At 64.0% G+C, this 25,844-nt stretch carries 18 protein-coding genes and 1 pseudogene; 11 read left to right on the top strand and 8 right to left on the bottom strand.

The window, feature by feature from the left end; all coding sequences use genetic code 11:
- Positions 1-53 precede the first annotated feature (53 nt).
- The 5 genes from OC450_RS01745 to OC450_RS01725 all read left to right on the top strand — a co-directional run bounded on the left by OC450_RS01745 (position 54) and on the right by OC450_RS01725 (position 5,091).
- Positions 54-1,895 carry an ATP-binding protein gene (locus tag OC450_RS01745; RefSeq protein WP_262047054.1) on the top strand — a complete coding sequence of 614 codons (1,842 nt, stop codon included), beginning with the start codon at positions 54-56 and terminating at the stop codon, positions 1,893-1,895.
- A 34-nt stretch (positions 1,896-1,929) separates the two neighbouring features.
- Positions 1,930-2,100, top strand: coding sequence for a hypothetical protein (locus tag OC450_RS01740; protein ID WP_211384390.1), 171 nt, complete (start codon positions 1,930-1,932; stop codon positions 2,098-2,100).
- A gap of 212 nt (positions 2,101-2,312) precedes the next feature.
- Positions 2,313-3,392: a sensor histidine kinase gene (locus tag OC450_RS01735; protein WP_262047053.1), complete on the top strand. Its 1,080-nt coding sequence runs from the start codon at positions 2,313-2,315 to the stop codon at positions 3,390-3,392.
- 134 nt (positions 3,393-3,526) lie between these two features.
- Positions 3,527-3,976, top strand: a complete 450-nt coding sequence (locus tag OC450_RS01730; protein WP_211384388.1) for a cupin domain-containing protein — start codon at positions 3,527-3,529, stop codon at positions 3,974-3,976.
- Positions 3,977-4,017: 41 nt separating this feature from the next.
- Positions 4,018-5,091 carry a hypothetical protein gene (locus tag OC450_RS01725; RefSeq protein ID WP_211384387.1) on the top strand — a complete coding sequence of 358 codons (1,074 nt, stop codon included), beginning with the start codon at positions 4,018-4,020 and terminating at the stop codon, positions 5,089-5,091.
- 208 nt (positions 5,092-5,299) lie between these two features.
- Here OC450_RS01725 and OC450_RS01720 read toward each other — a convergent pair whose 3' ends face one another.
- Positions 5,300-6,835, bottom strand: coding sequence for a winged helix-turn-helix domain-containing tetratricopeptide repeat protein (locus OC450_RS01720; RefSeq protein ID WP_211384386.1), 1,536 nt, complete (start codon positions 6,833-6,835; stop codon positions 5,300-5,302).
- A 135-nt stretch (positions 6,836-6,970) separates the two neighbouring features.
- Between OC450_RS01720 and OC450_RS01715 the strand changes: the two genes are divergently transcribed.
- Both OC450_RS01715 and OC450_RS01710 read left to right on the top strand, forming a co-directional pair.
- Positions 6,971-7,963 (top strand): ABC transporter substrate-binding protein, encoded by a 993-nt coding sequence (locus OC450_RS01715; RefSeq protein ID WP_211384385.1) that lies wholly within the window; start codon positions 6,971-6,973, stop codon positions 7,961-7,963.
- 182 nt (positions 7,964-8,145) lie between these two features.
- Positions 8,146-8,815, top strand: a pseudogene (locus OC450_RS01710) (IS5 family transposase).
- On the opposite strand, the gene OC450_RS01705 reads toward OC450_RS01710, so the two are convergent.
- The 3 genes from OC450_RS01705 to OC450_RS01695 form a co-directional block, all read right to left on the bottom strand.
- Positions 8,812-10,155, bottom strand: a complete 1,344-nt coding sequence (locus OC450_RS01705) for a cytochrome-c peroxidase (RefSeq protein ID WP_211384384.1) — start codon at positions 10,153-10,155, stop codon at positions 8,812-8,814. The pseudogene OC450_RS01710 and the gene OC450_RS01705 overlap by 4 nt on opposite strands.
- A gap of 16 nt (positions 10,156-10,171) precedes the next feature.
- On the bottom strand, positions 10,172-11,884 hold the full coding sequence (locus OC450_RS01700) for a phospholipase C (RefSeq protein ID WP_262047052.1): 1,713 nt from the start codon (positions 11,882-11,884) through the stop codon (positions 10,172-10,174).
- Positions 11,885-12,031: 147 nt separating this feature from the next.
- On the bottom strand, positions 12,032-12,823 hold the full coding sequence (locus tag OC450_RS01695; RefSeq protein WP_262047051.1) for an ABC transporter substrate-binding protein: 792 nt from the start codon (positions 12,821-12,823) through the stop codon (positions 12,032-12,034).
- Positions 12,824-13,098: 275 nt separating this feature from the next.
- Here OC450_RS01695 and OC450_RS01690 point away from each other — a divergent pair, with 275 nt between their 5' ends.
- Positions 13,099-14,292, top strand: a complete 1,194-nt coding sequence (locus OC450_RS01690) for an efflux RND transporter periplasmic adaptor subunit (RefSeq protein WP_211384381.1) — start codon at positions 13,099-13,101, stop codon at positions 14,290-14,292.
- 12 nt (positions 14,293-14,304) lie between these two features.
- Positions 14,305-17,472, top strand: a complete 3,168-nt coding sequence (locus OC450_RS01685; protein WP_262047050.1) for an efflux RND transporter permease subunit — start codon at positions 14,305-14,307, stop codon at positions 17,470-17,472.
- Here the strand turns inward: OC450_RS01685 and OC450_RS01680 are convergent.
- Both OC450_RS01680 and OC450_RS01675 read right to left on the bottom strand, forming a co-directional pair.
- Complete coding sequence (locus tag OC450_RS01680; RefSeq protein ID WP_211384379.1) at positions 17,469-19,736, bottom strand: cation:proton antiporter; 2,268 nt, start codon at positions 19,734-19,736, stop codon at positions 17,469-17,471. The genes OC450_RS01685 and OC450_RS01680 overlap by 4 nt on opposite strands.
- A 384-nt stretch (positions 19,737-20,120) precedes the next feature.
- Positions 20,121-21,293, bottom strand: a complete 1,173-nt coding sequence (locus OC450_RS01675) for an MFS transporter (protein ID WP_256805922.1) — start codon at positions 21,291-21,293, stop codon at positions 20,121-20,123.
- A gap of 59 nt (positions 21,294-21,352) precedes the next feature.
- Between OC450_RS01675 and OC450_RS01670 the strand changes: the two genes are divergently transcribed.
- Both OC450_RS01670 and OC450_RS01665 read left to right on the top strand, forming a co-directional pair.
- Positions 21,353-22,153, top strand: a complete 801-nt coding sequence (locus OC450_RS01670; RefSeq protein ID WP_262047049.1) for an AraC family transcriptional regulator — start codon at positions 21,353-21,355, stop codon at positions 22,151-22,153.
- A 272-nt stretch (positions 22,154-22,425) separates the two neighbouring features.
- Positions 22,426-23,778, top strand: coding sequence for a malonyl-CoA decarboxylase (locus OC450_RS01665; RefSeq protein ID WP_211384376.1), 1,353 nt, complete (start codon positions 22,426-22,428; stop codon positions 23,776-23,778).
- Positions 23,779-24,068: 290 nt separating this feature from the next.
- Here the strand turns inward: OC450_RS01665 and OC450_RS01660 are convergent, their stop codons facing one another.
- Together OC450_RS01660 and tarD are read right to left on the bottom strand one after the other, a co-directional pair.
- The gene (locus tag OC450_RS01660; protein WP_211384375.1) at positions 24,069-24,356 is read right to left on the bottom strand and encodes a GIY-YIG nuclease family protein; all 288 of its coding nucleotides are present in this window, start codon (positions 24,354-24,356) and stop codon (positions 24,069-24,071) included.
- Between the two features lie 219 nt (positions 24,357-24,575).
- Positions 24,576-25,745: a D(-)-tartrate dehydratase gene (tarD, locus tag OC450_RS01655; RefSeq protein ID WP_262047048.1), complete on the bottom strand. Its 1,170-nt coding sequence runs from the start codon at positions 25,743-25,745 to the stop codon at positions 24,576-24,578.
- Between the last annotated feature and the right edge of the window lie 99 nt (positions 25,746-25,844).

The raw sequence follows: 25,844 nt of genomic DNA, 5'->3' as shown, positions 1-25,844 counted from the left end.
CTGATCGACAGGGCGGACGCGAGGGCCCGTGACTGACGCATTGGTGTGAGACCATGAAACTAAGGGGGCTTCTGACACTCGCGATGGCTGCGCAGGTCATCGTGACCGCGGCGGCCCTTCTGACCTCGTATGCGGTGACCGGTGCCGCCGGGTTCGGCCCGGTCCAGTTCATCGCACTGCTCGCAAGCGCCGCGGTTGCGGTCCTGCTCGCGCGGCTCTGTACGCGCGCGATCGAAACGGCCCAGCAACGGCGCACCGCCGCGCAGCTGGCCGAGCAGGCGCAGGCCAGCGCCCAGATGACCCAAGCCGTGATCAAGACCGCGCTCGATGCCTTCGTTCAGACCGACGCAGACGGCACCGTCCTGGAATGGAGCGTTCAGGCCGAGGCCCTGACCGGATGGACGCGCAAGGAGGCGCTCGGCACCGACGTCGTCAACCTCCTCATCGCCGAGCCGCTCCGCGACGGTTTTCGGCAACGCATGATGCGGCTGCTGCCCGAGCTGTCGAATACGCCGACCGGCATCCGGTTCGAGGCGACCCTGCTGCACCGGGAGGGCGAGGAGATCCTGATCGAGGCGTCGAGCACCGCGCTCAAGATCGGCGGGCGCACCATCATCAACAATTTCGTCAAGGACGTCACCCGGAAGCGCGCGGCCGAGGAGCAGCTGATCCAGGCGCAGAAGATGGAGGCGGTCGGCCAGCTCACCGGCGGCATCGCGCACGAATTCAACAACATGCTCACCGTGATCACCGGCACGATCGAGATCCTCGCCGAGGCCGTGAAGGACAATCCGCCGCTTGCGACCATCACCAAGCTGATCAGCGAGGCCGCCGATCGCGGCGCCGCGTTGACGTCGAGCCTGTTGTCCTTTGCCCGCAAGCAGGCGCTGCGGCCGGCCGAGATCGACGTCAACGAACTCCTTGAAGAGCTCGCAAAACTGCTGCTGGCGACCTTCGACAGGAAGATCGAGATCGTCACCAGGCTCGACGGCAACGTCTGGCTCGCCCTCGTCGATCGCGGCCAATTGAGCTCGGCGCTGCTCAACCTCGCGATCAATGCCCGCGACGCGATGCTGGATGGCGGCAAGCTGACGCTGACGACGCGCAACGTCGTGTTCGGCGTGCGCGAGGCCGTCGCGGTCGGTGCCGGCTATGCCGGTGACTATGTCGAGATCGAGATCGCCGACACCGGCACCGGGATTCCGCAGGCTCTTCGGGAGCGGATCTTCGATCCCTTCTTCTCGACCAAGGACGTCGGCAAGGGCACGGGTCTCGGGCTCAGCATGGTGTTCGGTTTCGTCAAGCAGTCCGGCGGCGGCATCAAGGTCACGTCCGAAGAAGGAAGCGGCACGATCTTCACGATCTACCTGCCGAAGGCGGAGGCGAGCACGCTTCGCCCGACCGGCTATGACGAGCGCAAGATCGTGGGCGGAACGGAAACCATCCTGTGCGTCGAGGACGACCGCGACGTCCGTCAATATGTCACGGTCCAGCTCGAGAGCCTCGGCTACAAGGTCATCCCTGCGGCCAACGCGACCGAGGCCCTGGCCATCGCCGCCGAGGGCTCGCCGTTCGACCTGCTCTTCACCGACATCGTCATGGCCGGCGGCCTCAACGGGCGCGAGCTCGCCGAGCAGATGGTGGCGGCGCGGCCCTCGCTGCGGGTGCTGTTCACGTCAGGCTATGCCTACGATTCGCTGCACGCGCAGGGCCGCACGATGGGCGCGCCGCTTCTGACGAAACCCTATCGCAAGGCCGAGCTCGCGCGCATGCTGCGCCGCAGCCTCGACACCGCCGTCGACGCCGCGGGCGATGCGATCCCGACGCCCTATTCGGTGCAGGCCGATGTCGAGGGCTTTCTCCGCAGGCAGACGTCCGACCGCGACCGCCGTTAGCGTGATAGGATTCGGCAAAATTCCTGGTGCGAACATGGATCGATCGACCAAGGCGACCTTGTGGATCGCCTTCATCGTCATCGCCTCGTATGTCGTGTGGTTCTATCTCGCTTGTGCGATGGACGACGCGTGCCATATGGTCTGCGAGGGCGGCGGTCGTCGCGGCTGCCATCCGCAATGGACGACTGACTCAAAACAGCCCTAACGCGCGGCATTGCGACCGCCTGCAGGCTTGTCGACGGTGACGCGGTATTCGAATGCTGCAGTTACGTCCGCAAGCCGAAATGCGAACAAGCCGCCGGCTCGACGGCCGATCCATGACGTCGGCCTTCGGCCCAGGGGCGCCATTGTACTTTGCGAAAGCCGGACTATAGGCTTGGCTGCAATGTTCGAGTGAGGTTGTGCGTGGGTGGAGACGTGGTCAGCGACTTCCTGGCGGGCGGCGGCGAGATGGGCGCCCTGACGCGAGAATTTGACTGGTCAAAGACCGCGCTCGGTTCCCCGGACACATGGTCGCAGAGTCTTCGGGTGACGGTCCGGCTCGTTCTCACCTCGCGCCATCCGATGTTCATCTGGTGGGGACCGGACCTCATCCAGTTCTACAACGACGCCTACCGCGAGACGATGGGACCCGAACGGCATCCGAGCGCCCTGGGCGCGCGGGGCCGCGAGTGCTGGGAGGAGATCTGGGACATCATCGGTCCCCAGATCGAGTACGTCATGGCGGGCCACGGAGCGACCTGGCACGAGGACCAATTGGTGCCGGTGACGCGCCACGGCCGTCGCGAGAATGTCTGGTGGACGTACAGCTTTGGCCCGATCGATTTCGAAGGCAAGGTCGGCGGCGTGCTCGTCGTCTGCAAGGACGTCACGTCCGAGCACATGGGAAAGGAAGCGCTGAACCTCATCAACGAGGAACTGAAGCACCGCGTCAAGAATACGCTGACGGTGCTCGGTGCGGTGGCCACGCAAACGTTTCGCGACGCATCGAGCAAGGCCGATCTCGACAAATATCAAGGAAGGCTGGCCGCGTTCGGACGCGCGCACGACTTGCTGACCGCAGCAAACTGGGCGGCGGCACCCCTTCCAGACGTGATCAGCACGGCCCTCAGTCCCTACAGGGCAGGCGACGTCCGGTTCACGGTGTCGGGGCCTCCGCTTGTCGTCAAGTCCCGGCAGGCCCTCGCTCTGTCCCTGGCAATCCACGAGCTCGCGACCAACGCCTTGAAATATGGTGCTCTGACCGCCGCAAGTGGCCACGTGTCGATTACATGGGCGTCCGAAGATCAGGCGGGCGAACCGAAATTCACTTTCGTCTGGCGTGAGACCGGCGGCCCGCCTGCGTCCAAGCCGGCCGGCGTGGGCTTCGGCTCGCGCCTCATATCGCGGGTTCTGCAGGACGATTTCGGCGGTTCGGTCGAAGTGTCCTATGAATCCAGCGGGCTGGTCTGCCGACTGACGGCGCCCCTCGAAAATCTGGCATCAACCCTCGACTAGCGCGCGAGTGCAGGCCCGCCCGCGGATGCGGTATCCGGCTTCCACCAGCGATGCGTCCGGCCTCGTTTCACGGATGGACAGCGCGTCGCTCCTGGCCGATGCTCCGTCCATCGAACATTCATTGGAGGCGAGCCATGACGACACTCGAGAAGGGCATTACCGCCGTTGGCACGGGCTATGGCGGCAAGAGCTGGAACATCCTCGGCCAGGTCTATTTCCCAAAGGCCGTCACCGAGTCCACCTTCGCGTTCGAGACCAACAGCGAACCGGGCCAGTTCGTCCCGGTGCACATCCATCCGACCCAGGACGAATTCATCCTGGTGCAGGAAGGCACGCTCGACCTCAAGCTCGACGGCCAATGGGTCAAGGCCCATGCCGGCGACCTCGTGCGCCTGCCGCGCGGCATTCCGCACGGCTATTTCAACAAATCCGACAAGCCGGCCCGCGCGCTGTTCTGGGTCTCGCCGATGCAGAAGCTGGAGGCGCTGTTCAACCAGCTTCACAATCTGACCGACCCCGCCGAGGTCGTGCGCATCTCGGCCGAGCACGAGGTCGACTTCCTGCCGCCGGAGGCCAACGACTAGGCTACGATCTCCCGATGCACGAATCGTTGGGGGAACCGGCCATGCCTGCACGACGTCATGTCATCGCCATCATCGCCGCGCTCGGGCTGATCTTGACGACATTCGCGACGAGCCAGGCACAAACGCTCACGGCGAAGCAATCGGAAGCACAGGCGGCCTACGAGCGCGCGCTCGGCGATTTCAAGGCGATACTCGCCGAGCGGCGCAAGCAGATAGACGCGAAGCAGCCGCTGCCGAACCTGCCGGGTCAGGCCATCTATCTCGCACGCGTCGCCGTCATCAGTACCTACAAGGATCTCACCGACGCCATGCCATCGCGGATCGGCAGGCCCAACAAGTTCGAGATACCGCCGGCCTATTTCGATGCCGACATCGAGCCACTGATCGACGAATATGCCGCGCTGTTCGAGGTCATGGAAGCGCCGCCGGCGGGAGCGCAGAACTCGGCGACGCCGTTCAAGGACGTCGTTGATCTCGCGGTCGCAATCGCACGCGCCAAGGGGCTTGCACCGGTTCACGCCGAAGCTGCGGGACGCATCAGCCTCGGGCTGTTCTTTGCGGAGACCAACGGCAAGCAGAACGTCCGCAACGGGCGCTCGAACACCTATATGGGCAGCTTCCAGACCGGCCCGTCCGAGGACCGCAACGGCCGCAGGAAATGGGAGGCGATCAAAGGCGAGATCGCCGCGGCCAATCCCGAGCTAAGCGCGCGTGACGACAAGGAAGAGGTGCGTGCCCGCGGCACCGACTATCGCTTCAACCACTGGACCAATGTGCGCGACGGCCTGATGAACGCGCACGCCGATGTTTTCAGGGAGATCCCCGGCATCGTGAAGACGCTGCCCGACCCGATCGACCAGATGAAGCTGTTCGAGCTGATCCAGATCGTTCCCACCCCGACCCGGTCCGCGCTTAAATCGGGAGATCTTCTGAACTACCGGGTATCCAGTCCGACGATCATGAAGCACTTGCGCAACAACAGCATCTTCGCATTCGGGCAGGCGGACCGGGCGCGCACTTCGGCGAGCTTCCGCGAGATTCTCGCCGCGATGTGGTTGTTCAACCGGAAGTTCGAGAAGGCGATGGCGAAGTACGCGGAGATCAAGCCGCGCTGAGGGGCAGGTTGCTCGCCGCTTGGCACACCGACAAGACGAGCTAAGGCGCGTACTCATAATTCTTCGTCAATGTCCGCTTGATTCGGTACCGACCGCCTTTGTGCAACCGCAGCAAAGGTCGCAAGGGACCAGAAGGAGCCGCTCTATCGTCGGGGGCAACCGGCCGGCGCCTGAAAGCGCAACCAGTCCCTGACCTCACGGCAGCGTCTCATTTGCGCCACCCGGCCTTGCCCAATCCCTCCATTAAGTGCTCGTGATCTTGAAGGCGAAAATATCGGGGCGGTCGGCTAACATAGGCCGCGATTGAAGCCGCATGACGCATTTGAAGAGTCTCGATGACACGACAGCCCTCCGCGCGACGGCCGAGTTGGCCGAGTGCGGCCGCCATCCATCGGAAAGCCATCGGTATGTCTGGATAGTCGCGAATCGTCTGCCGCGCGACGCGTAGCGCATTCTCGTAATCATTCTCGAAGTAGTAGGAAGCGGCAAGCTGAGACAGCCTGATCGACTTCGCCGGATCCCGCGGACTGAGGCGGAGAAACTTCTCGATGGCGACCCGGCCTTCACCGGGCCGGCCGGAGAAGACGAGAGCCGTTCCCTGCGCTCCAAACGCATCCGCACAGTTCGCTACAGTGGCCAACGCCGCTTCCGTCTCCTCGATCGCCGCCTGGTTGTTTCCCCTCAGATGAAACGTCAGGGCAAGTCGGGTGCGTGCGCCTGTATTGTCTGGGTTAAGCTGCAAGGCCCTGCGCACCAGCGGCTCGCTAAGGTCGCACGCTTCGTCGACCGGCATTCGACCGAGAGCGGAAGCATCCACCAGGTGAGTCCATGCCCATCCGTCGAATCCGTGCGAATAGTCCGGCTTGAGCGAGACGGCCTGTTGAAATGATTGCCTGGCCGAAACGTTCCCTTCTATCGACGGCGTGAGCATGTATGCGACGCCACGCTGATAGGCTTCCCACGCGGTCAGGCTATCGGGTGGCAGGCGCGCGATGCGGCTTCGCTCTGCATCGAGGATTGCCGGCCCGATTTCGCTGATCACGGCTTCCCCTATTTCGTCCAGCACCTGGAACAGATCCGTGAGATTGCGATCGTAGCGCGCTGACCATATCTGCAGTGCAGTTGTTGCGTCGATGAGCCTGCACGTAACCCGGACGCGGCCGTTGTCATGCCAAGCGCTGCCTTCAAGGACATACCGCACATCGAGCTCGGTGCCGACCTGACGAACATCAACGGCGCGGCCTCGATAGATGAAGCTCGAGTTGCGAGCGATCACCAGAAGCCAGCGAAGGCGCGCCAGTTCGGTCAGCACCTCCTCGGCCAGCGCATCGCCGAAGAAAGCCTGCGCAGGGTCGCCGAGAGGATTCGCGAACGCCAAGACAGCAATGGACGGCAGGTCCCTTCTAGCCAAGGCCGGCTGCGGCGAGGCGTGCCATTCTACCCGCGCATCACCAACAAAGCGAAATCCCCTGCGCGGGTAGGTCTTGATGAGCCTCTGCTCCCGCCCGTTGTCGCCCAGCAGCTCTCGCAAGACGTTGATGCGCGTCGTCACGGCAGCATCGCTTACGATGCGGCAGTTCCATACCGACTCCACGAGCTGCTGCTTGGTGACCACGTTGTCTCGGTGCTCGATCAGGTGAACGAGCAACGCAAGCACCTGAGGCGAGGCCGGCATGACCAGACCGTGACGGCTCAGCTCTTGCCGAGACGTATCGAGCGCGAAATCTTCAAAGCAGAAGCGCATGGCGCACCCACCAAGGCGGTCCCGCGGCACAGTAACATGCCGCGGTGAGGTGTCGATTAGAAAAAACCAAGCATTGGTGAAGTCAAATGCCCCGCGGAGCCGTATCGTTCTAACAGACGTCCGGAAGAGAGTCGCATGATCGAGCGCCGTGAATTCATCGTTGCTGCGAGTGCCTTAGGCATCTCCACCATCATGGCGCGTGCACAGTCTGCGGGCCGGGTGGTCAGGGTTGGTTCGCTGATCAACGGTGGTCCCGGTCCAATCCTGCAGGTTTTCAAGGAGACGTTCGAGACGCTGGGTTACGCCGAGGGGCGCGACCTAATCTTCGAGCACCGGTTTGCCCGCGGTCAACTAGATCGATTGCCAGCACTTGCGGGCGAACTGGTGCAGGCCGGCGTCCACGTGATCCTTGCGGCCGGCGGGCCGGCATCGCGGGCGGCCAAGGGCGCTACCTCGACCATTCCCGTCGTCTTCTCGATCGTCACAGATCCCCTGCTGCTGGGCCTTGTGGAAAACATGGAGCGTCCCGGCGGCAACCTGACGGGGTTGACCAGCCTTGACCCCGAGCAGGCTGACCGCCAGTTGGCTCTTCTGCGCAGCATGTTCCCGAATCTCGCCCGTGTGGGCGTTCTCAGCGACGACACGATCCCGGGCGCAGATGCGAGCGGGCTTGCTCCGATCGATCGCGCCAATTCTGCGGCCGCGCGCAAGCTCGGCATCGAGCCCATCGTCCGAAAGGTTGCCGGAGGACCCACCCCCGATTATGCGGCCGCGCTGGACGATATGCTCAAGAACGGTGCCGAGGCCCTACTGGTGCTGGAGGTTCCGATGCCGCTGCGCGACGGCAAGATCGTCGCGGAGGCCGCGAGTGCGCGGCGCATGCCGTCGATTTTTCCTGGAGGCCAATCCAGCACCGGGGGATTGATTGCCTACGGCACTAGTGTCCTCGATACGTGGCCCCGCATGCCGGTGCTGGCAGACAAAATCCTGAAGGGCACCGCTGCGGGCATGATTCCGATCGAAACGATTACACGGCGCGAGTTCGTGGTGAATCTGAAGACTGCGCATGCGATCGGCGTAGCCATCCCCGAAGAGCTGCTGAAGCGCGCAGACCGAGTCATCGAGTAGCGTCCGATAGATCGACACTGAGGCCCCTGTCCATTCTGGGTCGTTTTCGACGGATGCGGCGGTGGTTTGCCGGCTAATTGATGTGCGCTTCTGTCACAAGAGCCCCGAACCGGGTTAGGTGAGTGGCATTGCGTTCGGCTGGACCCCTGTGATTCAAACTCCCAAATTGGGGAGCTCGAATCATGCGCTACGAACTCGCCGACTATGAATGGGTTGCCATCAAGCCGATGCTGCCGAACAAGCCGCGCGGCGTTCCTGGGGTAAGCGACCGTCGTATTCTTAATGGCATCTTCTGGGTCCTGCGATTCGGAGCACCATGGCGTGATCTGCCCGAAGCGTTGGGGCCATACACCACGTGTTACAACCGCTTCGTACGCTGGCGGCGGACTGGTGTCTGGGGCCGCATCATGGACGTACTTGCTTCTGCCCATGATGACGCTGTTCAGATGATCGACACCTCCATTGTCCGCGTGCATCAGCATGGAGCGTGCGTCACAAGTAACCAGCGCCAATCGATGGGAAGATCACGCGGCGGCTTGACGAGCAAAATTCATGCTGTAGTCGATAGCAATGGTCCACCGGTACGGCTGGCGCTGAGCCCCGGCGAGGCCCACGACGTTCGGCTTGCCGGAAAACTGCTGTCTCGCCTTAAATCCGGGTCAATACTGCTTGCCGACCGTGGCTATGACGCCGACTGGATTAGAGAGCAACCGTGTCGAGCGGTTCTTCAACAAGATCAAACAATGTCGTCGGGTGGCGACGCGCTGCGACAGGCTGGCCGAAAACTACCTCGCCTTCGTTCAACTTGCGTCAATCAGGCTACGGCTGCGTCTTAATGAGTCCGCGGCCTAGTTCTCCGGCTTGTTGCCGTCCGTCAGCGTCTTCAGGAACGCGATGATGTCGGCTTCGTCCTGCTCCGTCATCGCCGGCTTGTCGCCGGGGTGACGGTCGAACGGCGGATCGGTGACATCGACATTGGCGTGATATTTTTGCGGCAGATCGTTGTACTTCTGAACCGTGCCCTCGGCCGCGCGCGGAAAGACTTTCTCCGGATTTGTGTCGCGGAAATTATAGAAGTCGAGCACCTGCTCGAGGGTATGGAAGACACCGTTGTGGAAGAAGGCGTGGCGCGTGGCCGTGTTGCGCAGCGTCGGCGTCAGGAACATGCCGCAATACTGCGTCTGCTCGGCAATGTCCGTGCGATGCGGACCGCAGACGCCCAGGTCGAAGTAATCGGGATCGCGATTGCCCGCGAGCGCGGCATTGCGCGGCGCGCCGAGCGCCTCGTACTGGTGATCCGTGAACAGCGGCGGCAGTCCGTCGCGCGTCGGCGCCGAGGTATGGCAGCCGGCACAATTGGCCTTGTCGGGGTCGTTGAACAATTGCAGGCCGCGCAGCTCGCTCTCGGACAGCCGCGCCTTGCCCTCGAGCCAATGATCGTACTTGCTGGTGTAAGGATGGAAGTTCGGCTCCTCCACCTGATAGCGCGCCACCGCAAACATCGCCTCCGCGATCAGGAGTCGCTGATTTTTGAGCACACCCGCTCCGAACAGCTCGACGAAGCGCTGCACATAAGACGCATGGCGCAGCTTGTCGGCGACGATCTCGGCGCTGCCGCCGTCCATCTCGTTGCGGTCGAGCAGCGGAAACAGCGCCTGATCCTGCAGCGTGTCGGCGCGACCGTCCCAGAACAGGCCGCCTTGCGGCACGATGTTCGCGGACGCGCCGGTGCCGCCCGCGGTTTTCGTCGTGCGCGCCGCCTGCTGGCCGATTGCTGCCATCTGCGCGAGATCGATGACGTTGTCGTCATCGCCCTTGTCGGGGCCGATGCTGAAATTCGGATGGCGATCGAGATAGGTCAACGACGGCACCGCGCGCGCGCCCTGCCGCGACAGGGCCGCGCCGCCGAGCATGACTGGTCCGTCATTGGGCGGACCGTAGGCGTGATCCGGGCTGTGGCAGGAGGCGCATGACAGCGCGCCTGACGAGGACAGCGAGGCGTCGTAGAAGATCTCCTTGCCAAGCTGTGCCATCGCCGACAACGGCGCGACCGGCGGGCGCATGAGGCGGACCGGGTTGGGATTCGCGCCGGCAGGAATCGCCTCCGCGAATCCTTGCGTCTCGACAGCAAAGACGGCGCCGGCCAGACAGAGCAGGCCGGCGCCGAGAAGCCACATGGTGCGGCTGTTCATAAAGCGTCCCGTTGGACTAGTAATGATGGTGCTCGTCTGGCGGGCTGGTGATCACCGTGCCCGAGGTCGGGTCGAGGAACAGCGCATCCGTCCGGAGGTCATGGCTGTGATCATGATCGAAGTCGAACAGGTCCACGATCGAGCCAGAGCTGGCGTCGAACGAGCCGCCGCCGAGACGCTGGCCATGCAGCCAATTGTCCTCGATGAACCGCACCACGGAGGCCTGGGAGATGTAGGTGTGGCTGACGAAATTCGACCTCGCATAGGGCGAGACCACGATGAAGGGAATGCGCGTACCCGGACCGCAGCGGCCGTTCACCGGTTTGCCGCCAAGGCCCTTCGGTGCCGGCTGCTTCTGCGCACCCAGGCCGCACAGGCCCGGACCGTTGACCTGATCGGCCGTCGGGTCGTAGGACGCGCTCTTCGGCGCGACGTATTGATGGTCGTACCAGCCGTCGGAATCGTCATAAGTGATGATGACCGCGGTCTCGCGCCATTCCGGCTGCCTCTGCAGGAAATTGATCAGTTCGACATTGCCGACCTGCTCGTCGAGCGGATCGGAGTTGCCGGCATGACCGTCCTGGAAGGCCGGCATCTTGATGTATGACACGGCCGGGAAATTGCCGGCCTTCACCGCAGCGTAGAAGTCCTCGAGATCGTAGCCGTGGTTGGCCGGATCGACGTTGCCGTTGAAGTCATGGGTGTGGCCGATCGCACGCACGGAGCTTGGCCGCGCATGGTTCGGATTGGCGGTCGACTTGTAGTACTGGAACCAGGCGTGGTGCGGAATGTAGTCGACGATGCTGCCGTTGACGTTGCTGGAGAACGTGCTTCGGCCGCAACCGGTGGTGCCATTGGCGTTCTTGAGCGTCAGGTCGAAGCCGCCCATGAAGCTGCCCCAGCTGATGTGCTCGGCATTGAGCAGGTCGCCGATGTTCTTGCCGTCCATCAGGATCGTGCTGGTCTTGCTCGAGCAGGGATCGTTGCCCGGATCGGTGTCGCCGATCAGCGTCAGGCCGCCCTGGCCGTCGGCGATCGACGCTGACGTGCCGACGATGTTCTGCACGCCGTTGGTCTGACCGGAGATCACTTCGAGCATGCCCGGCGTCGACGGGCCGAAGGTGTCGGTCCAGGCATTGTCGCTCATCGAGAAGTGCTGGGCGTAGTTCCAGAGGGCGGTGATGGTGTTGCCGTCGAAATAGCCCATCACCTGGCCGTTGGTGCCGAAGGCGCCGGCGCCGCCGGCGGTGCCGCGACCGGTGAATTTCGGGAATAGGTCTTCCTTGCCGTTGTCCACGGCCTGCTGCTCGGGCGTGTAGGAATGGTTCTGCGAGCGCGTATTGGCCTGGGTGCGGTCGAGGCGGAACGGATCCGTCGCGGCGGTGCCGTTGGCCGGGCTGTTGTTGGGGTTGTTGACCAGCAGGTTCGCCGTGACGAGGTTGTTGACCTTCGGCGTATGCGGCTTCGGCGCGAAGGGAATCGAACCGGACGGATTGGCCGCGTTCGGATAGGTCGCGAAGTAGTGGTCGAACGAGCGGTTCTCGTTGAAGATGATCACGAGATGCTTGATCGGCGTCTCGGTGTGGATGCCATGTGGATGGCGATGATGATCCTGGTCATGATCATGATCCCGGTCCCGACCGAAATCGCCCGCGAGCACCGGCATGGCGCACGCGAGTGCAGTCGCGGCCGCGAAAATCGCGGCCGTCGTCAGAAATCTGGATTTCATTGTTGTGTTGCCCCGAAAGATTGACACCGACCCTCGGGACGTTAATGGCGCGCGATGACAGAGCTGTGTCAGTTTGACGCAAGAGACACTTTGCGCAGTTGTTCAGACATTTTTTTCGATATGGGCGCTTTACCCGAGGCTGCTGCCCTACTCGATGCGGATCGGCGCGTCCTTCAGGCCGTTATTGTCATAGGCCTTGCGCAAGGTGCCGTTCGTCGTCGCCTCGTTCATGAACCTGGTGACGAAGCTCAGCGCCTGCGGATGGCCGAGCGGCACGGCGACGGCCGTCACCGTCTTCTTGAACGTCTCGTCCAGCACCCGTGTGCCGGGAATCTTCTGCGCCATCTTGTTGAGCTGGTCGCGCGACAGGGCGAAGGCATCGATCTCGCCGCTCTTCAGGAGACCGAAGATCTCGTCATAGGTCTGATAGCCCGTAACTTTCGCATTCTTCAAATGCGCGATCGCGCCACGCATGGTGGTGGTGGCGTTGACGGCCGCGACCTTGATGCCCGCCTGGTCGAGCGTGGCAAAGTTGGTAACGCTCGAACCGGCCTTGACGATGTAGGTGGCGTCCGCAACCTCGTAGACCGGGCCAAACATCATCATGGTCTCGCGCTCGGGATCCTTGGGGAGCCAGGTGACGTCCCAGGTCCCCTTCGACGCCGCATCGGTGATCTGACCGGAATTCTGGTGCACGACATATTCGACGGCGACGCCGAGCTGGGCCGCCATCTCCCGGCCGAGATCGACGGGGACGCCGGCATAGCCGGCTTCGGTCTTGGTCGACCAGAACGCTCCGCCCGCCGGGCTGATCGCAATCGCGACCCGGAGCCTGCCGGTCGGCGCGATCTCCTCCTTCAAACCGTCCGCTAGCGCAGGCATGGCGACCAACGCTGCGAGAACGAGGCCGGCGAGAGCCGACGGGAGCGACCTTGGCATGCCATAATCTCCTGACCTTTTCTTCTTCGTTTCTTCTGAGTCTCTTCTTTTTCTTCTCTTCTTCGTCCCGACCGCGCCGCGCGCCGTCGCTCGGCCTTTGACACAATTCTGGTCGATCGTGCGCACGATGAAAAGCGGTTTGTCGTGACAAAACTGTCAAAGGCCACAGCGCTGTTTGCAGTGCAAGGCCGCTGACCGCCATGGCTATGGTGTTCCACGGCAGGACATTTGTTGATAGCCTGCCGCACCGACAGACAATAATCGGGGGCCACCGAATGACCTGCGCGAATCCCGCATCTCCCGCACGGCGCAACGGAGCGTGGAGAGGTGTCGGGCGGGCGCTCGCCGCCGCGATGGCCTTGGCGGCGCTTGCCGGCTGCGAGGAGAAGAACAGCTTCGTGGCCCCGCCACCGCCCAAGGTGGACGTCGCAACGCCGGTGCAACGCCCGGTGACGCGCTATGTCGAGGCCACCGGCAACACCGCGCCGATCAAGAGCGTCGATCTCGTCGCGCGCGTGCAGGGCTTCCTGCAATCGATCGACTATCAGGACGGCACCTTCGTCAAGCAGGGCACCCAGCTGTTCACCATCGAGCCGGAGACTTACAAGGTCAAGCTCGAGCAGGCGCAGGCGGCCGAGGCCGGCGCGCAGGCCTCGGTCCGGCAGGCCGAAGCCGATTTCAAGCGACAAAGCGATCTGGTGCAGCGCCAGGCGGTGTCGCAGGCCACGCTCGATACCTCGACATCCACCCGCGACAACGCGCAGGCCAATCTCCAGCAGGCCCAGGCCAACACCAGGCTCGCCCAGGTAAACTACGGCTACACCAACGTGACCGCGCCTTTCGATGGCATCGTCAGCGCTCACATGGTCTCGGTCGGCGAGCTCGTCGGCGTCTCCTCCCCGACCCAGCTCGCCTCCATCGTTGCGATGGACCCGATCTATGTGAACTTCACCGTCAACGAGCAAGACGTGCTGCGCATCCGCGCCGAGGCCGCCCGACGCGGATTGACCGCCGCCGACATGAAGCAATTCCCGATTCAAGTCGGCCTGCAGACCGAAGCCGGCTATCCACATGAGGGCAAGCTCGACTACGTCGCGCCGACCCTCACCCAGTCGACCGGCACGCTCGCGGTGCGCGGCCTCGTGCCCAACGACAAGCGGGTGCTGCTGCCCGGCTATTTCGTCCGCGTCCGCGTGCCGTTCACCCAGGAGAAGGACGCCCTGCTCGTTCCCGACACCGCACTCGGCAGCGACCAGGGCGGCCGCTATCTCCTCGTCGTTGGCAGCGACAACATCGTCGAGCAGCGCAAGGTCCAGATCGGCCCCGTCGACAACGGCCTGCGCGTGATCGAAAGCGGCCTCAAACCCGACGACAGCGTCGTGATCGCAGGGTTGCTGCGGGTTATCCCGGGCCAGAAGATCGACCCGCAGGTGACGAAGATCGAGCAGCCGCAGGCGTCTGCCAAGTAGGGAGCGCCAGCCATGATCTCAAAGTTCTTCATCGAGCGGCCGGTCCTCTCGAACGTCATCGCGCTGCTGATGATCCTGATCGGCGGCGTCGCGCTGTTCAATCTCGCCGTCGCGCAATATCCCGACGTCGTGCCGCCGACCGTGCAGGTGACGACGCGCTATCCCGGCGCCAGCGCCAAGACCGTGATCGACACGGTTGCCTTGCCGATCGAGCAGCAGGTCAACGGCGTCGAGGACATGCTTTACATGCAGTCCTACAGCGGCTCCGACGGCACCTACACGCTGACGGTGACCTTCAAGATCGGCACCGACCTCAACTTCGCGCAGGTGCTGGTGCAGAACCGCGTCTCCAGCGCGCTGTCGCAACTACCGACCTCGGTGCAGAATCAAGGCGTCACCGTGCAGAAACGGTCGACCTCGATCCTGCTGTTCGTGACCCTGACCTCGCCGGACTCCAGGTTCGACAGCCTTTACTTGAGCAACTACGCCACCATCAACATCCGCGACGAGCTCTCCCGCCTGCCCGGCGTCGGCAACGTCACGGTGTTCGGCGCGGGCCAGTATTCGATGCGGGTGTGGCTCGATCCGAACAAGCTGCAGGTCCGGGGCCTCGTGCCGCAGGACGTCATCCAGGCGATCCAGCAGCAGAGCCAGCAGGTCGCCGCCGGCCAGGTCGGCGCGCCGCCGACGCCGCCGGGCCAGGCGTTCCAGTACACGCTCAATGTGAACGGCCGGCTCGACGACACCAGCGAGTTCGAGAACATCATCGTGAAGTCGGGCACCAGCGGCGACGTCACGCGGGTGCGCGACGTCGGCTGGGTCGAGCTCGGCGCGCAGACCTACAGCCAGATCTTCTCGCTGAACAAGCAGCCCGCCACCGGCATCGGCGTGTTCCAGTCGCCGGGCGCCAACGCACTCCAGGTCGAGCAGGCCGTCGAAAAGAAGATGGCGGAGCTCGCAAAGGCGTTCCCGCAAGGCATGAAGTACGATACGCCGTTCGACACCACGAAGTTCGTGCAGGCCTCGGTGCACGAGGTCTACATGACGCTGATCGAGGCCGGCCTCCTGGTGCTGGTCGTGATCCTGGTGTTCCTGCAGGACTGGCGTGCCATGCTGGTGCCGGCAACCACGGTGCCGGTCACCATCATCGGCGCATTCGCCGCGATGGCGGCGCTCGGCTTCACCATCAACATGTCGACGCTGTTCGCGATCGTGCTGGCGATCGGCATCGTCGTCGACGACGCCATCGTCGTGGTGGAAGGCGCCGCTCACAACATCGAGCAGGGCATGAACGGCCACGACGCCGCGATCAAGGCGATGGACCAGCTGTTCGCGCCGATCGTCGGCATCACGCTGGTGCTGATCTCGGTGTTCCTGCCGGCCTCGTTCCTCGCCGGCCTGACGGGGCGCATCTATTCGCAATTCGCGCTGGTGATCGCCGCAACCGCGCTTTTGTCTGCCATCAACGCGGCCACGCTGAAGCCGACGCAATGCGCGCTGTGGCTGCGGCCTACGGTGCCGCCGGAGCGGCGCAACTTCTTCTACCGCGGCTTCAACGCGGTCTATAACCGCGTCGAGCGGGGTTACACGCGGCTCATTGGCGTGCTGTGCAGGAACAGCACGATCTCGGTCGCGTTCGCGCTGGTGCTGATCGTAATCGGCGGCTACGGCCTGTCGCGGGTGCCGACCGGCTTCCTGCCGATCGAGGACCAGGGCTATCTGATCGCCGCCGTGCAGCTGCCCGACGGCGCCGCGCTGGAGCGGACCCAGAAGGTGCTCGACAGAGCGAGCGAGCTGATCAAGGAGGCGCCCGGAGTCCAGCAGGTCATCACCATCGCCGGCATCTCCGCGCTCGACAACAGCGCCAGCCTTGCCAATGCCGGCGTCGCCTACATCATCCTGAAGGACTGGGAGGCGCGCAAGGGACCGGGCGAGGATCTGCGCTCGCTGGTGTACGGGCTGAACGACAAGCTCGCGGCCATCATGGAGGCGCGCACGCTGGTGCTGCCGCCGCCGCCGATCCAGGGCATCGGCAACGCCGCCGGCTTCTCGATGCAGGTCGAGCTGCGCGACGGCAACAGTGATTTCGCCAAGCTGCAAGCGATCACCGGCGCGATGGTCTCCAACGGACAGAGCCAGAGCGCGCTGCAGCGCGTGCAGTCCTCGTTCCGCTCGTCGGTGCCGCAATTCAACGTCGAGATCGACCGCATCAAGACCCAGACCCTGCACGTCACCACCGATCAGGTGTTCGCGGCGCTGTCGACCTATCTCGGCTCGTCCTACGTCAACCAGTTCAACAAGTTCGGCCGCGTATTCCAGGTCTACACCCAGGCCGATCCCGCCTTCCGCGTCACCGAGCGCGACATCGCCAACATGCAGGTACGCAACTCGAACGGCGACATGATCCCGATCGGCACCGTCGCCACGATCACGCCGGCCACCGGTCCGTCGCTGATCAGCCTCTACAATCTCTATCCCTCCTCGACCGTCATCGGCCTGCCGGCGCAGGGCTATTCGTCCGGCCAGTCGCTGAAGCTGATGGAAGAGATCGCGGACAAGACGCTGCCGCCGGGCACCGGCTACGAATGGACCGCGATGTCCTATCAGGAGAAGGCGGTCTCGAACCAGATCTACTGGGTGTTCGGCCTCGCCATGCTGCTGGTCTATCTCGTGCTCGCCGGCCAGTACGAGAGCTGGTACGCGCCGATCTCGGTGATCCTCGCCGTGCCGCTGTCGCTGATCGGACCCATGCTGATCCTCAACGGCCTGAAGATCGACAACAACCTCTATTGCCAGATCGGCCTGATCCTGCTGATCGCGCTCTCGGCCAAGAACGCCATCCTGATCGTGGAGGTGGGCCTAGAGCTGCACGGCCGCGACGGCAAGCCGGTGCTGGAAGCCGCGATCGAGGCGGCCCGCGCCCGCTTCCGCCCGATCCTGATGACGTCGTTCGCCTTCATCCTCGGCGTGGTGCCGCTGGTGATCGCGACCGGTGCCGGCGCCAGCGCCCGCAAATCGATCGGCATCACGGTGTTCTCGGGCATGCTGGCCTCGACCTGCCTCGCGGTGCTGTTCGTGCCGGCCTTCTTCGTGGTGGTGCAGCGCTTCGAGAACTGGCGCGCGTCGAAGAAGGTGGCAAAGACGCAGGTGGCACAACCGGCCGCGGAGGTGAAGTCCTAGGCACTCTCCGCCGGCGATCGCCGCGCCTCGCCGCTCGAGACCAGCAGCACCGAGACCTTCGACTGCCGCAGCACGGCGTCGGCGACGCCGCCGAATGAGAGATGGTCGCCCTGGATGCGATCGACGCCCATCACCACGAGATCGATATCCGTTGTGTCGATCTCGCGCAGGATCGCGGCTTCCGGTGCCCTGTTCACGCGCAACGTCGTGGTGATGTCGACGTCGTAGCGGGCGGCGAGGTCGCTGGTGTCTTTCAGGATTCCCTCCTCCTGGCTCAGCCCGCGGGACGCGCCGCGCTGCGCGCCCTTGTCCCGCGTCGTCGCCACGTAGATCACGCGGAGCGAGCCTGATCCGGCCTGCGCCAGCGCGACCGCGACCTCGGCGCCGCGCTTGGAGACGCCGCTGCCCGAGACCGGGACGAGGATGTTGAGAGCGTCGGGCATCGGTTGCTTCAGGTGCTTGCCCTTGGCCGCCACGATCGCGAGCGCCCCCTCGAACTCCGCCGCGATGTCCTCGATCTTGCGATCGAAGCGCTCGTTGGTCGCGGTGACCCTGTCGACGCCGACGACCAGGAGATCGAAGCCCTTTTTCGCCTCGTCGCCGATCGCCTCGCCGAGCCCGGACTTGCGAACCCGGGTCGTGACATCGACGCTGCCGGCATCGCCGTCGCCATTTGCGGAGACGGTGTCGGCGGCCTTCTTCACCACGACCTCGTGGCTCTTCTCCTCGCCGCGGGCCTTCTCCTGATCCTTGGCGCGCTGGCCGACATGCAGCACCGTGATCGGCAGGCCGCGCATGCCGGCGATCAGGCCGGCGATGTGGGCTGCGAAGGTGGCGTTGACGCTCTCGTCCACCGCCAGCAGGGGACGCTCGAGATTGGCGACGAAGCCGCGCTTCTCGAATTCTTCCCGCTCCAGCCGTTCCTTCTCCTCCTTGTTCATCGGCAGCTTTGCCAGCGCGGCGCGCAGCATCGGCGGCATCGCCATCGTGGTCACGATCGCCATGGTCACGATCATCGTGAACAGGTTCTGGCTGAGCACGCCGATGGAGAGGCCAATGGTCGCGATGATGACCTCGGTCGAGCCGCGCGCGTTCATCCCGCTCGCCAGCGCCAGCGATTCCCTGGTGCTCAGGCCCCCCAAGGTGCCGCCGACGAAGGCGCCGCCGAACTTGCCGACGCTGGCGATCACGACCAGCAGGCCGGTGAGCATCAGCAGATTGGGGTCGCGCAGCACCGAGAGATCGGCGCTGAGCCCGGCAAGGCCGAAGAACACCGGCATGAAGAAGCTCGAGATCAATCCGCGCAGGCGCTCGTCGATCTGCCGCGTCAGGATCGGGGATTCGCCGACCAGAATGCCGGCGACGAAGGCGCCGAGCACGGTGTGGACGCCGATCAGGTGCGTGATCAGCGCCATGCCGCTCATCAGCAGCAGGATCACGGTGATGACAGGCGCCGTGCTGACGAGGTTGTCGTTGGCCCAGCGGATCAGCTGGAACACCAGCCTGCGGCCGATGGTGAAGCTGATGGCGAGGAAGGCGAGCGTGCCCAGCACGGCTTTCGCCACCGAGGCGATATCCAGCGCCCCGTGCGAGGCCAGGCTGAAGATGACCGCGATGATGATCCAGCCGATGGTGTCGTCGATCACGGCGGTAGCGACGATGATCTGGCCGACATTGCGGCGCATGAAGTTCATCTCTCGCACGACCACGGCGACGATCTTCACCGAGGAGATCGACAGCGCCGTGCCCATGAACAGCGAGGCCACCAGGCGCTGCTCCGGTTGGGGCAGCAGCGCATCGGGCAGGAACTCGCCCAGCGCGAAGCCGCAGGCAAAGGGCACGAGGATGCCGGCGATCGAGATCGCGATCGCCGCCTTGCCGACCTTCCTGACCAGCTTCAGGTCGGTCTCCATGCCGGTGAGCAGCAACAGCAGCAGGATGCCGAACTGGGCGATGCCGTCGATCATCGCCTTCTGCTCGGGCGTCTTGGGAAAGATCGCGTGCTGCGCCTCCGGCCAGATCCAGCCGAACAGCGACGGCCCGAGGATGATGCCGGCGAGCAATTCGCCGATCACCGAGGGCTGGCCGATGCGCTGCATGATCTCGCCAAGGCCGCGGCCGACCGCGATCAGCAGCACGATCTGCGCCACCAGCAGGAATTCGGACGGGCCGGCGGATTTGCCGCCCTCGGCACTGGCCGCAATGGTGGTGAGGACAAGCGCCGCGGGGACAAGACCGACCGGTCGGAACAGGCGCCACTGCATGCAGGTGTCTTTCCCCCTTCATTCGCCGCGACGAGGTGCCGGCGGCGACAGGGACAGAACCCGCGGGAGGCAGAGGGAGTTCCCTCCAACAGAAAAGTCGAAAACAACCCCATGCACAGTAGAGACGGGGTTGAAAAAGCTTGAAAATTTCGGTCTTACCGAAATTACTTGCTCCGTCGGGCAAAACACCGGCATACTGGCATCATCGGCGGCATACGTGACGTGGCGCAACGCACGCCGTCTCCCCGCCATTGCGAGCTTCTCCGTGATTGCGAGCCAACGGGTCCGCGCGAACGCGCGGCCCGATGACAGGCTCCGCGAAGCAATCCAGAGTCCTTCCGCGGAGACAGTCTGGATTGCTTCGCTACGCTCGCAATGACGAGATCACGCCGCCTGCGGCGTCCTGATCTCGCGCGGGAGGATGATCGCCGCCGCGATCGCCAGCAGGCAGAGACCGGCAAAGGCATGCAGCATGGTGACGAAGCCGCCCTGCTCGTAGAGCCAGGCGACCAGGCCGACCGAGGCGCCGGCGGCGGTGAAGCCGATGAAATAGCGCACGGCGTAGGCGCGCGAGCGCCATTCCTCGCTGGTGTATTTGCCGACCATTGCATCGTTCACCGTGACCTGCCCGAACGCGCCCATGACGATGCCGATCGAAACCAGGATCAGCGGCAGATTGTTCAGGCTCGCCGCGAGATACAGGAACGGCGCCAGCATGAAGGACAGCGGCAGCGCCACCGTCTTCAGCGAGTAGCGGTCGAGCAGCCGGCCGATCGTGTACTGCGTCATCGCGCCGAACACGTAGACGCAGGCCGCGATGACGCCGAGCAGCGCCGGACTTTTGGTCAGATCCGCAAGCCGCTCCGCGAACAGCTTTGGCAGCGCGACGGTGACGGCATTGAACGTCGTCGAGATCGCGATCACGACGATCAGCAGCGCGAGGATCACGCGCCACATGTCCTGCTTGGCCACGCGCGCCTGAGCTGCCGCCTGCCTGGAGCCCTTGCGATCCTCATGCACGACCGTCATCGCGAACGCGATACCGATCAGGATGGTGACGATGCCGGGGACGATGAAGGCGAAACGCCAGCCGAGATACTGGCCGATCACGCCGGTGACGAGTGCGGAGGAAGCAACGCCGAGATTGCCCCAGACGCCGTTCAATCCCATCTCGCGGCCGAGCTTGTCGGCGTAGGACACGATCATCGCGGTGCCGACCGGATGATAGATGGAGGCAAAAATGCCGATGGCGAGCAGCGCCGCGCCGAGTTGCGCCTGCGTCTGCACCAAGCCGACCGAGATCATGGACAAGCCGATGCCGACGAAGAAGATCAGCATCATGTGGCGGCGGCTCCAGCGGTCCCCGAGCCAGCCGGTCAGCAGCGAGCCGGCGCCGAAGGCGACGAAGCCGGGCGTCGCGTAGGGCAGCAGTTCCGAATAGGCCATGCCGAGCGCCGGCCCCATGATGATCACGGCGGCGGCGAAGATCAGCATCGCATAATGGTCGATGAAATGGCCTGCGTTGACGAAGCTGATCACCCGGCTGGGGCTGTTCATGCGAATCCTCTCCTGCTCCGAAATGAGTTATATGTCGACCCCATGACGGGATGCTGCCAATGACTGTCGTCGAAACGCCAATCCTCCGGGAGGTCCGGAGCAACCACCGCTCGCCGGCGGGCGTGCATCTGGTCGCCCGCGACTATCCCAAGGGCATGCGGATCGATCCGCACATGCACCGCGAGGCACAGCTGATCTATGCCGCCAAGGGCACGATGCAGGTGACGACGCCCGGGGGCCGCTGGCTGGTGCCGCCGGACCGCGCGGTGTGGGTGCCGGCCGGGCTCCAGCACGCCATCGATCTGCTCGCCGACATCGAGATGCGCACGCTGTATTTCGACCTGCCCTGGCTGAAGCGCCAGAAGCGCCATGAGGGACTCACGAAGGAGTTCGTGGTGCGGGTGTCGCCGCTGCTGAACCAGGCGATCCTGGCGCTGTTCGACGCGCGCAATACGGAAGAACGCACCGAATTGCTGGTGCGCCTGGTGATGCTGGAACTGCATCAGGCCGAGGATTCCGCGACCTTCGTGCCGCTGCCGCACGAGCCGCGCTGCCGGCGCGCGGCGATGATCGTGCTCGACGATCCCACCGGCCTGCACGACATCGACACGCTGGCGCGCGAGGTCGGAACCTCCGCCCGCACGCTGTCGCGGCTGTTCTCGACGCAGACGCAGCTGAGCTTCAAGAGCTGGTGCCAGCGCGCCCGCATCGCGGCGGCGATCCACCGGCTGTCGACGGATGCCGGTGTATCGGTGAAGCAGCTCGCGACCCAGCTCGGTTATGCCAGCGTGCCGGCCTTTTCGGCAGCGTTCCGCCAGGTGACGGGGCGGACGCCGAAGGAGTTTGCGGGGAAGGGGTAGGTCCCCAACCTCCGTCATTGCGAGCGTAGCGAAGCAATCCAGACTTTTGCCGCGGAAAGACCCTGGATTGCGTCGTTACGCTCGCAATGACGGCGGGTGAGGCAGCCGCCTTGTTCTCCAAATGGGTGAACCGGTCAAGATTGGGCATGACAGCATTCTCGAAACGCACGGCCCAGCTAAAGTTGCCAAATTCCTCCGCTTGATTGTGATCGGCTTCCGCCTAAATCCCGTGTAAGCTTACCGCATCGCACAAACCGGATTCGAAAGCCCAGATGGCCAACGCCTTCTTCTCCGACCTGCTCGCAACGATTTCCGAGCGCGGCCGCACGCTGCTTCGCCGCGGTGACGGCCAGGACACCAAACAGGATGCCGACGGGCTGATCGAGCTGTGCGGCGCGCTGCTGTCGGGCCGGGGCGAAGCTTCGGGCACCGCCATGGCGCGTGAGGTGCTCGACATCTACCAGGAGTTGGATGCGACGGGACGCCGTGCCTTCTTCGACGCCCTGGTGCGCGATTTCGGCCCGGATCGGGAGCGTCTGTCGAAGGCGATCGAGGCATGGCGTACCAAGCCCAGTGACGAGGACGCGAGCTTCCTGCACTTCGCCTCGGAGCCGCGCCGGCAGGAGCTGATCCGCCGCCTCAACCGCGCGCCGGGCGGCACCGGCGACCTCGTCAACATGCGCGCCGACCTGCTCGGCATGATGAACGGGCACACCGATCTCGCCGCGCTCGATCGCGACGTCTCGCATCTTCTCTCTTCGTGGTTCAACAGGGGGTTTCTCGTGCTGCGCAGGATCGACTGGTCGACCCCGGCCAACATCCTCGAAAAGATCATCCGCTATGAAGCCGTGCACGAGATCAGCGACTGGGACGATCTGCGCCGCCGCCTCGATCCGGTCGACCGCCGCTGCTACGCCTTCTTCCATCCCGCGATGGTCGACGAGCCCCTGATCTTCGTCGAGGTGGCGCTGACCGAGACGATCCCGGGCGCAATCGCGCCGCTGCTTGCCGTCGATCGCCAGTACCTTCCCATAGAGAAGGCGCGCACCGCGGTGTTCTATTCGATCTCCAACACCCAGCGCGGCCTCGGCGGCATCTCCTTCGGCAGCTTCCTGATCAAGCAGGTGGTCGAGGAGCTGCGCCGCGAAACGCCGAAGCTCGACACTTTCGTGACGCTGTCGCCGGTGCCGGGCTTCATGTCATGGGTGAAGCAGGACAAGGACATGCCGCTGTCGGACGAGGACCGCGAGGTGCTCAAGCGCCTCGACGATCCCAAATGGTTCGAGAACCCCGAGACGACCGCGCTGCTCCGCGCCGTGATCGAGCCGCTCGCGGCGCACTACTTCCTCAAGGCGCGCACGCCGAAGGGCAAGCTGATCGACTCCGTCGCCCGCTTCCATCTCGGCAACGGCGCGCGGCTCGAACGCATCAACTGGCTCGGCGACCTCTCGCCGAAGGGCCTGCGGGAATCCGCCGGCGTCATGGTCAACTATCTCTACCGCCTCGACGACATCGAGAAGAACCACGAAGCGTACGCCAATGACGGCGAGGTCGTGGCGTCGAGCGCGGTGAAGAAGCTGCTGAAGGGCGAAGGCAGGCGGCTGCTGGATATGAGGCTGTCGTAGACGCTCGCTCCACACCGTCATTGCGAGGAGCACTTGCGACGAAGCAATCCAGACTGGCTTCGCGGAAAGATTCTGGATTGCTTCGCTTCGCTCGCAATGACGAGTGCCCTCGCGCGATCCCGGCCGCTGTCCGCCGCAGGCCCAGGCGCCCACAAGCAATATCGCCCGCTCCGTCGTCATTGCGAGGAGCCCTTGCGACGAAGCAATCCAGACTGTCGCCGCGGAAAGACTCTGGATTGCTTCGCTTCGCTCGCAATGACGGAGAATGTGGCGGGCACCCGGGCTCGAGGTCAGATCAGCGTCTCGTACAAATCCGTCCAATCCGGATTGATGCTCTCTATCAGAGCAAGCTTCTTTGCCCGGCTGCCAGCCTTGATCTGCTTCTCGCGCGTAATCGCGTCGGTCATGGTGGCATTTAGCTCGTACCAGACGAGGAGCTTGCAGCCGTACTTCGAGGAGAAGCCTTTCACGAGACCCTCGCGATGCTCGAACGCGCGGCGCGGCGGATTGGAGGTAACGCCCGTGTAGATCGTCCCATTGCGGCGATTGGCGAACATGTACACGCAAGGCTGCTTCATGATCACCCTCATTTGAGAGAGCTTCAAGACTATCACAACCAAGAGATGATTGCGAGCAACGGCCGCGATCGGCGCGATAAAAATATGCGGACTCTCATTGCACGTCATTGCGAGGAGCCCTTGCGACGAAGCAATCCAGACTTCCGCCGCGGAGAGAATCTGGATTGCTTCGCTACGCTCGCAATGACGGAGAATGTGGCGCGGCAGTCGCCCCCAACGTTACTCCGCCAGCGCCTTCATCTCCTTGTAGAGATCCGACTTGCCTTCGAAGCCGATGCCCGGGAGATCAGGCATGGTGATGTGGCCGTTCTCGACGCGGACGCCGTCGGGGAAGCCGCCATAGGGCTGAAACAGGTCGGGATAGCTTTCGTTGCCGCCCAAGCTAAGGCCTGCTGCGATGTTGAGCGACATCTGGTGGCCGCCGTGCGGGATGCAGCGGCTGGGCGACCAGCCATGGGTCTTCAGCACCTCCAGCGTGCGCTGGTATTCGCACAGGCCGTAGGACAGCGCGCAGTCGAACTGCAGCCAGTCGCGGTCGGGGCGCATGCCGCCGTAGCGGATCAGATTGCGGGCGTCCTGGTGGCTGAACAGGTTTTCGCCAGTTGCCATCGGGCCCGGATAGAATTCGGCGAGCGCGGCCTGCAGCGCGTAGTCGAGGGGGTCGCCGACTTCCTCGTACCAGAACAACGGATAGTCGCGCAGCATCTTGGCGTAGGCGATCCCGGTTTCGAGATTGAAGCGGCCGTTGGCGTCGACGGCGAGCTTCGCGTCCTTGCCGATCTCCTTCAGCACCGCCTCGATGCGGGTGCGGTCGTCCTCGATCGGCGCGCCGCCGATCTTCATCTTGACGACGTTGTAGCCGCGGTCGAGATAGCCGCGCATCTCGCCGCGCAGCATCGAGAGATCCTTGCCGGGATAGTAATAGCCGCCGGCGGCGTAGACGAACACGCGCGGATTGGCTTTGACGCCGTGACGCTCCGCGAGCAGGCGGAACAGCGGCTTGCCGGCGATCTTCGCCACCGCGTCCCACACCGCCATGTCGATGGTGCCGACCGCGACCGAGCGCTCGCCATGGCCGCCCGGCTTCTCGTTGGTCATCATCGCGCCCCAGACCCTGTCGGGGTCGAGATTGTCGCCGGACGCGTTCAGCAGCGACTTCGGATCGGCCTCCAGGATGCGCGAGGCGAAACGCTCGCGGATCAGGCCGCCCTGCCCGTAACGGCCGTTGGAGTTGAAGCCGTAGCCGACGACCCGCTTGCCGTCGCGCACGACGTCGGTGACGACGGCCACCAGGCTCGTCGTCATCTTGGTGAAGTCGATATAGGCGTTGCGGATCGGGGACGAGATCGGTTTTGTGATCTCGCGGACGTCGACGATGCGGACGGACATGCGGTTCAGCCTTCGATGGTTATTTTCGTCATTGCGAGGAGCTCTTGCGACGAAGCAATCCAGACTGTCACTCGCGGAAAGATTCTGGATTGCTTCGCT

It is taken from the genome of Bradyrhizobium sp. Bra78, assembly GCF_024519855.1.
In the GTDB taxonomy this organism is placed as follows: domain Bacteria; phylum Pseudomonadota; class Alphaproteobacteria; order Rhizobiales; family Xanthobacteraceae; genus Bradyrhizobium; species Bradyrhizobium japonicum_G.
The sequence above is the reverse complement of the archived record's forward strand: the minus strand, read 5'-3'. Positions and strand labels throughout refer to the sequence as shown.

Bases quoted from the DNA above. Each gene is read 5' to 3' on its own strand.
- OC450_RS01700 (WP_262047052.1), bottom strand. From the start codon at position 11,884: ATGAAATCCAGATTTCTGACGACGGCCGCGATTTTCGCGGCCGCGACT.
- OC450_RS01685 (WP_262047050.1), top strand. From the start codon at position 14,305: ATGATCTCAAAGTTCTTCATCGAGCGGCCGGTCCTCTCGAACGTCATC.
- OC450_RS01740 (WP_211384390.1), top strand. From the start codon at position 1,930: ATGGATCGATCGACCAAGGCGACCTTGTGGATCGCCTTCATCGTCATC.
- OC450_RS01695 (WP_262047051.1), bottom strand. From the start codon at position 12,823: ATGCCAAGGTCGCTCCCGTCGGCTCTCGCCGGCCTCGTTCTCGCAGCG.
- OC450_RS01730 (WP_211384388.1), top strand. From the start codon at position 3,527: ATGACGACACTCGAGAAGGGCATTACCGCCGTTGGCACGGGCTATGGC.
- OC450_RS01715 (WP_211384385.1), top strand. From the start codon at position 6,971: ATGATCGAGCGCCGTGAATTCATCGTTGCTGCGAGTGCCTTAGGCATC.
- tarD (WP_262047048.1), bottom strand. From the start codon at position 25,745: ATGTCCGTCCGCATCGTCGACGTCCGCGAGATCACAAAACCGATCTCG.
- OC450_RS01670 (WP_262047049.1), top strand. From the start codon at position 21,353: ATGACTGTCGTCGAAACGCCAATCCTCCGGGAGGTCCGGAGCAACCAC.
- OC450_RS01665 (WP_211384376.1), top strand. From the start codon at position 22,426: ATGGCCAACGCCTTCTTCTCCGACCTGCTCGCAACGATTTCCGAGCGC.
- OC450_RS01720 (WP_211384386.1), bottom strand. From the start codon at position 6,835: ATGCGCTTCTGCTTTGAAGATTTCGCGCTCGATACGTCTCGGCAAGAG.
- OC450_RS01675 (WP_256805922.1), bottom strand. From the start codon at position 21,293: ATGAACAGCCCCAGCCGGGTGATCAGCTTCGTCAACGCAGGCCATTTC.
- OC450_RS01725 (WP_211384387.1), top strand. From the start codon at position 4,018: ATGCCTGCACGACGTCATGTCATCGCCATCATCGCCGCGCTCGGGCTG.
- OC450_RS01680 (WP_211384379.1), bottom strand. From the start codon at position 19,736: ATGCAGTGGCGCCTGTTCCGACCGGTCGGTCTTGTCCCCGCGGCGCTT.
- OC450_RS01660 (WP_211384375.1), bottom strand. From the start codon at position 24,356: ATGAAGCAGCCTTGCGTGTACATGTTCGCCAATCGCCGCAATGGGACG.
- OC450_RS01745 (WP_262047054.1), top strand. From the start codon at position 54: ATGAAACTAAGGGGGCTTCTGACACTCGCGATGGCTGCGCAGGTCATC.
- OC450_RS01705 (WP_211384384.1), bottom strand. From the start codon at position 10,155: ATGAACAGCCGCACCATGTGGCTTCTCGGCGCCGGCCTGCTCTGTCTG.
- OC450_RS01690 (WP_211384381.1), top strand. From the start codon at position 13,099: ATGACCTGCGCGAATCCCGCATCTCCCGCACGGCGCAACGGAGCGTGG.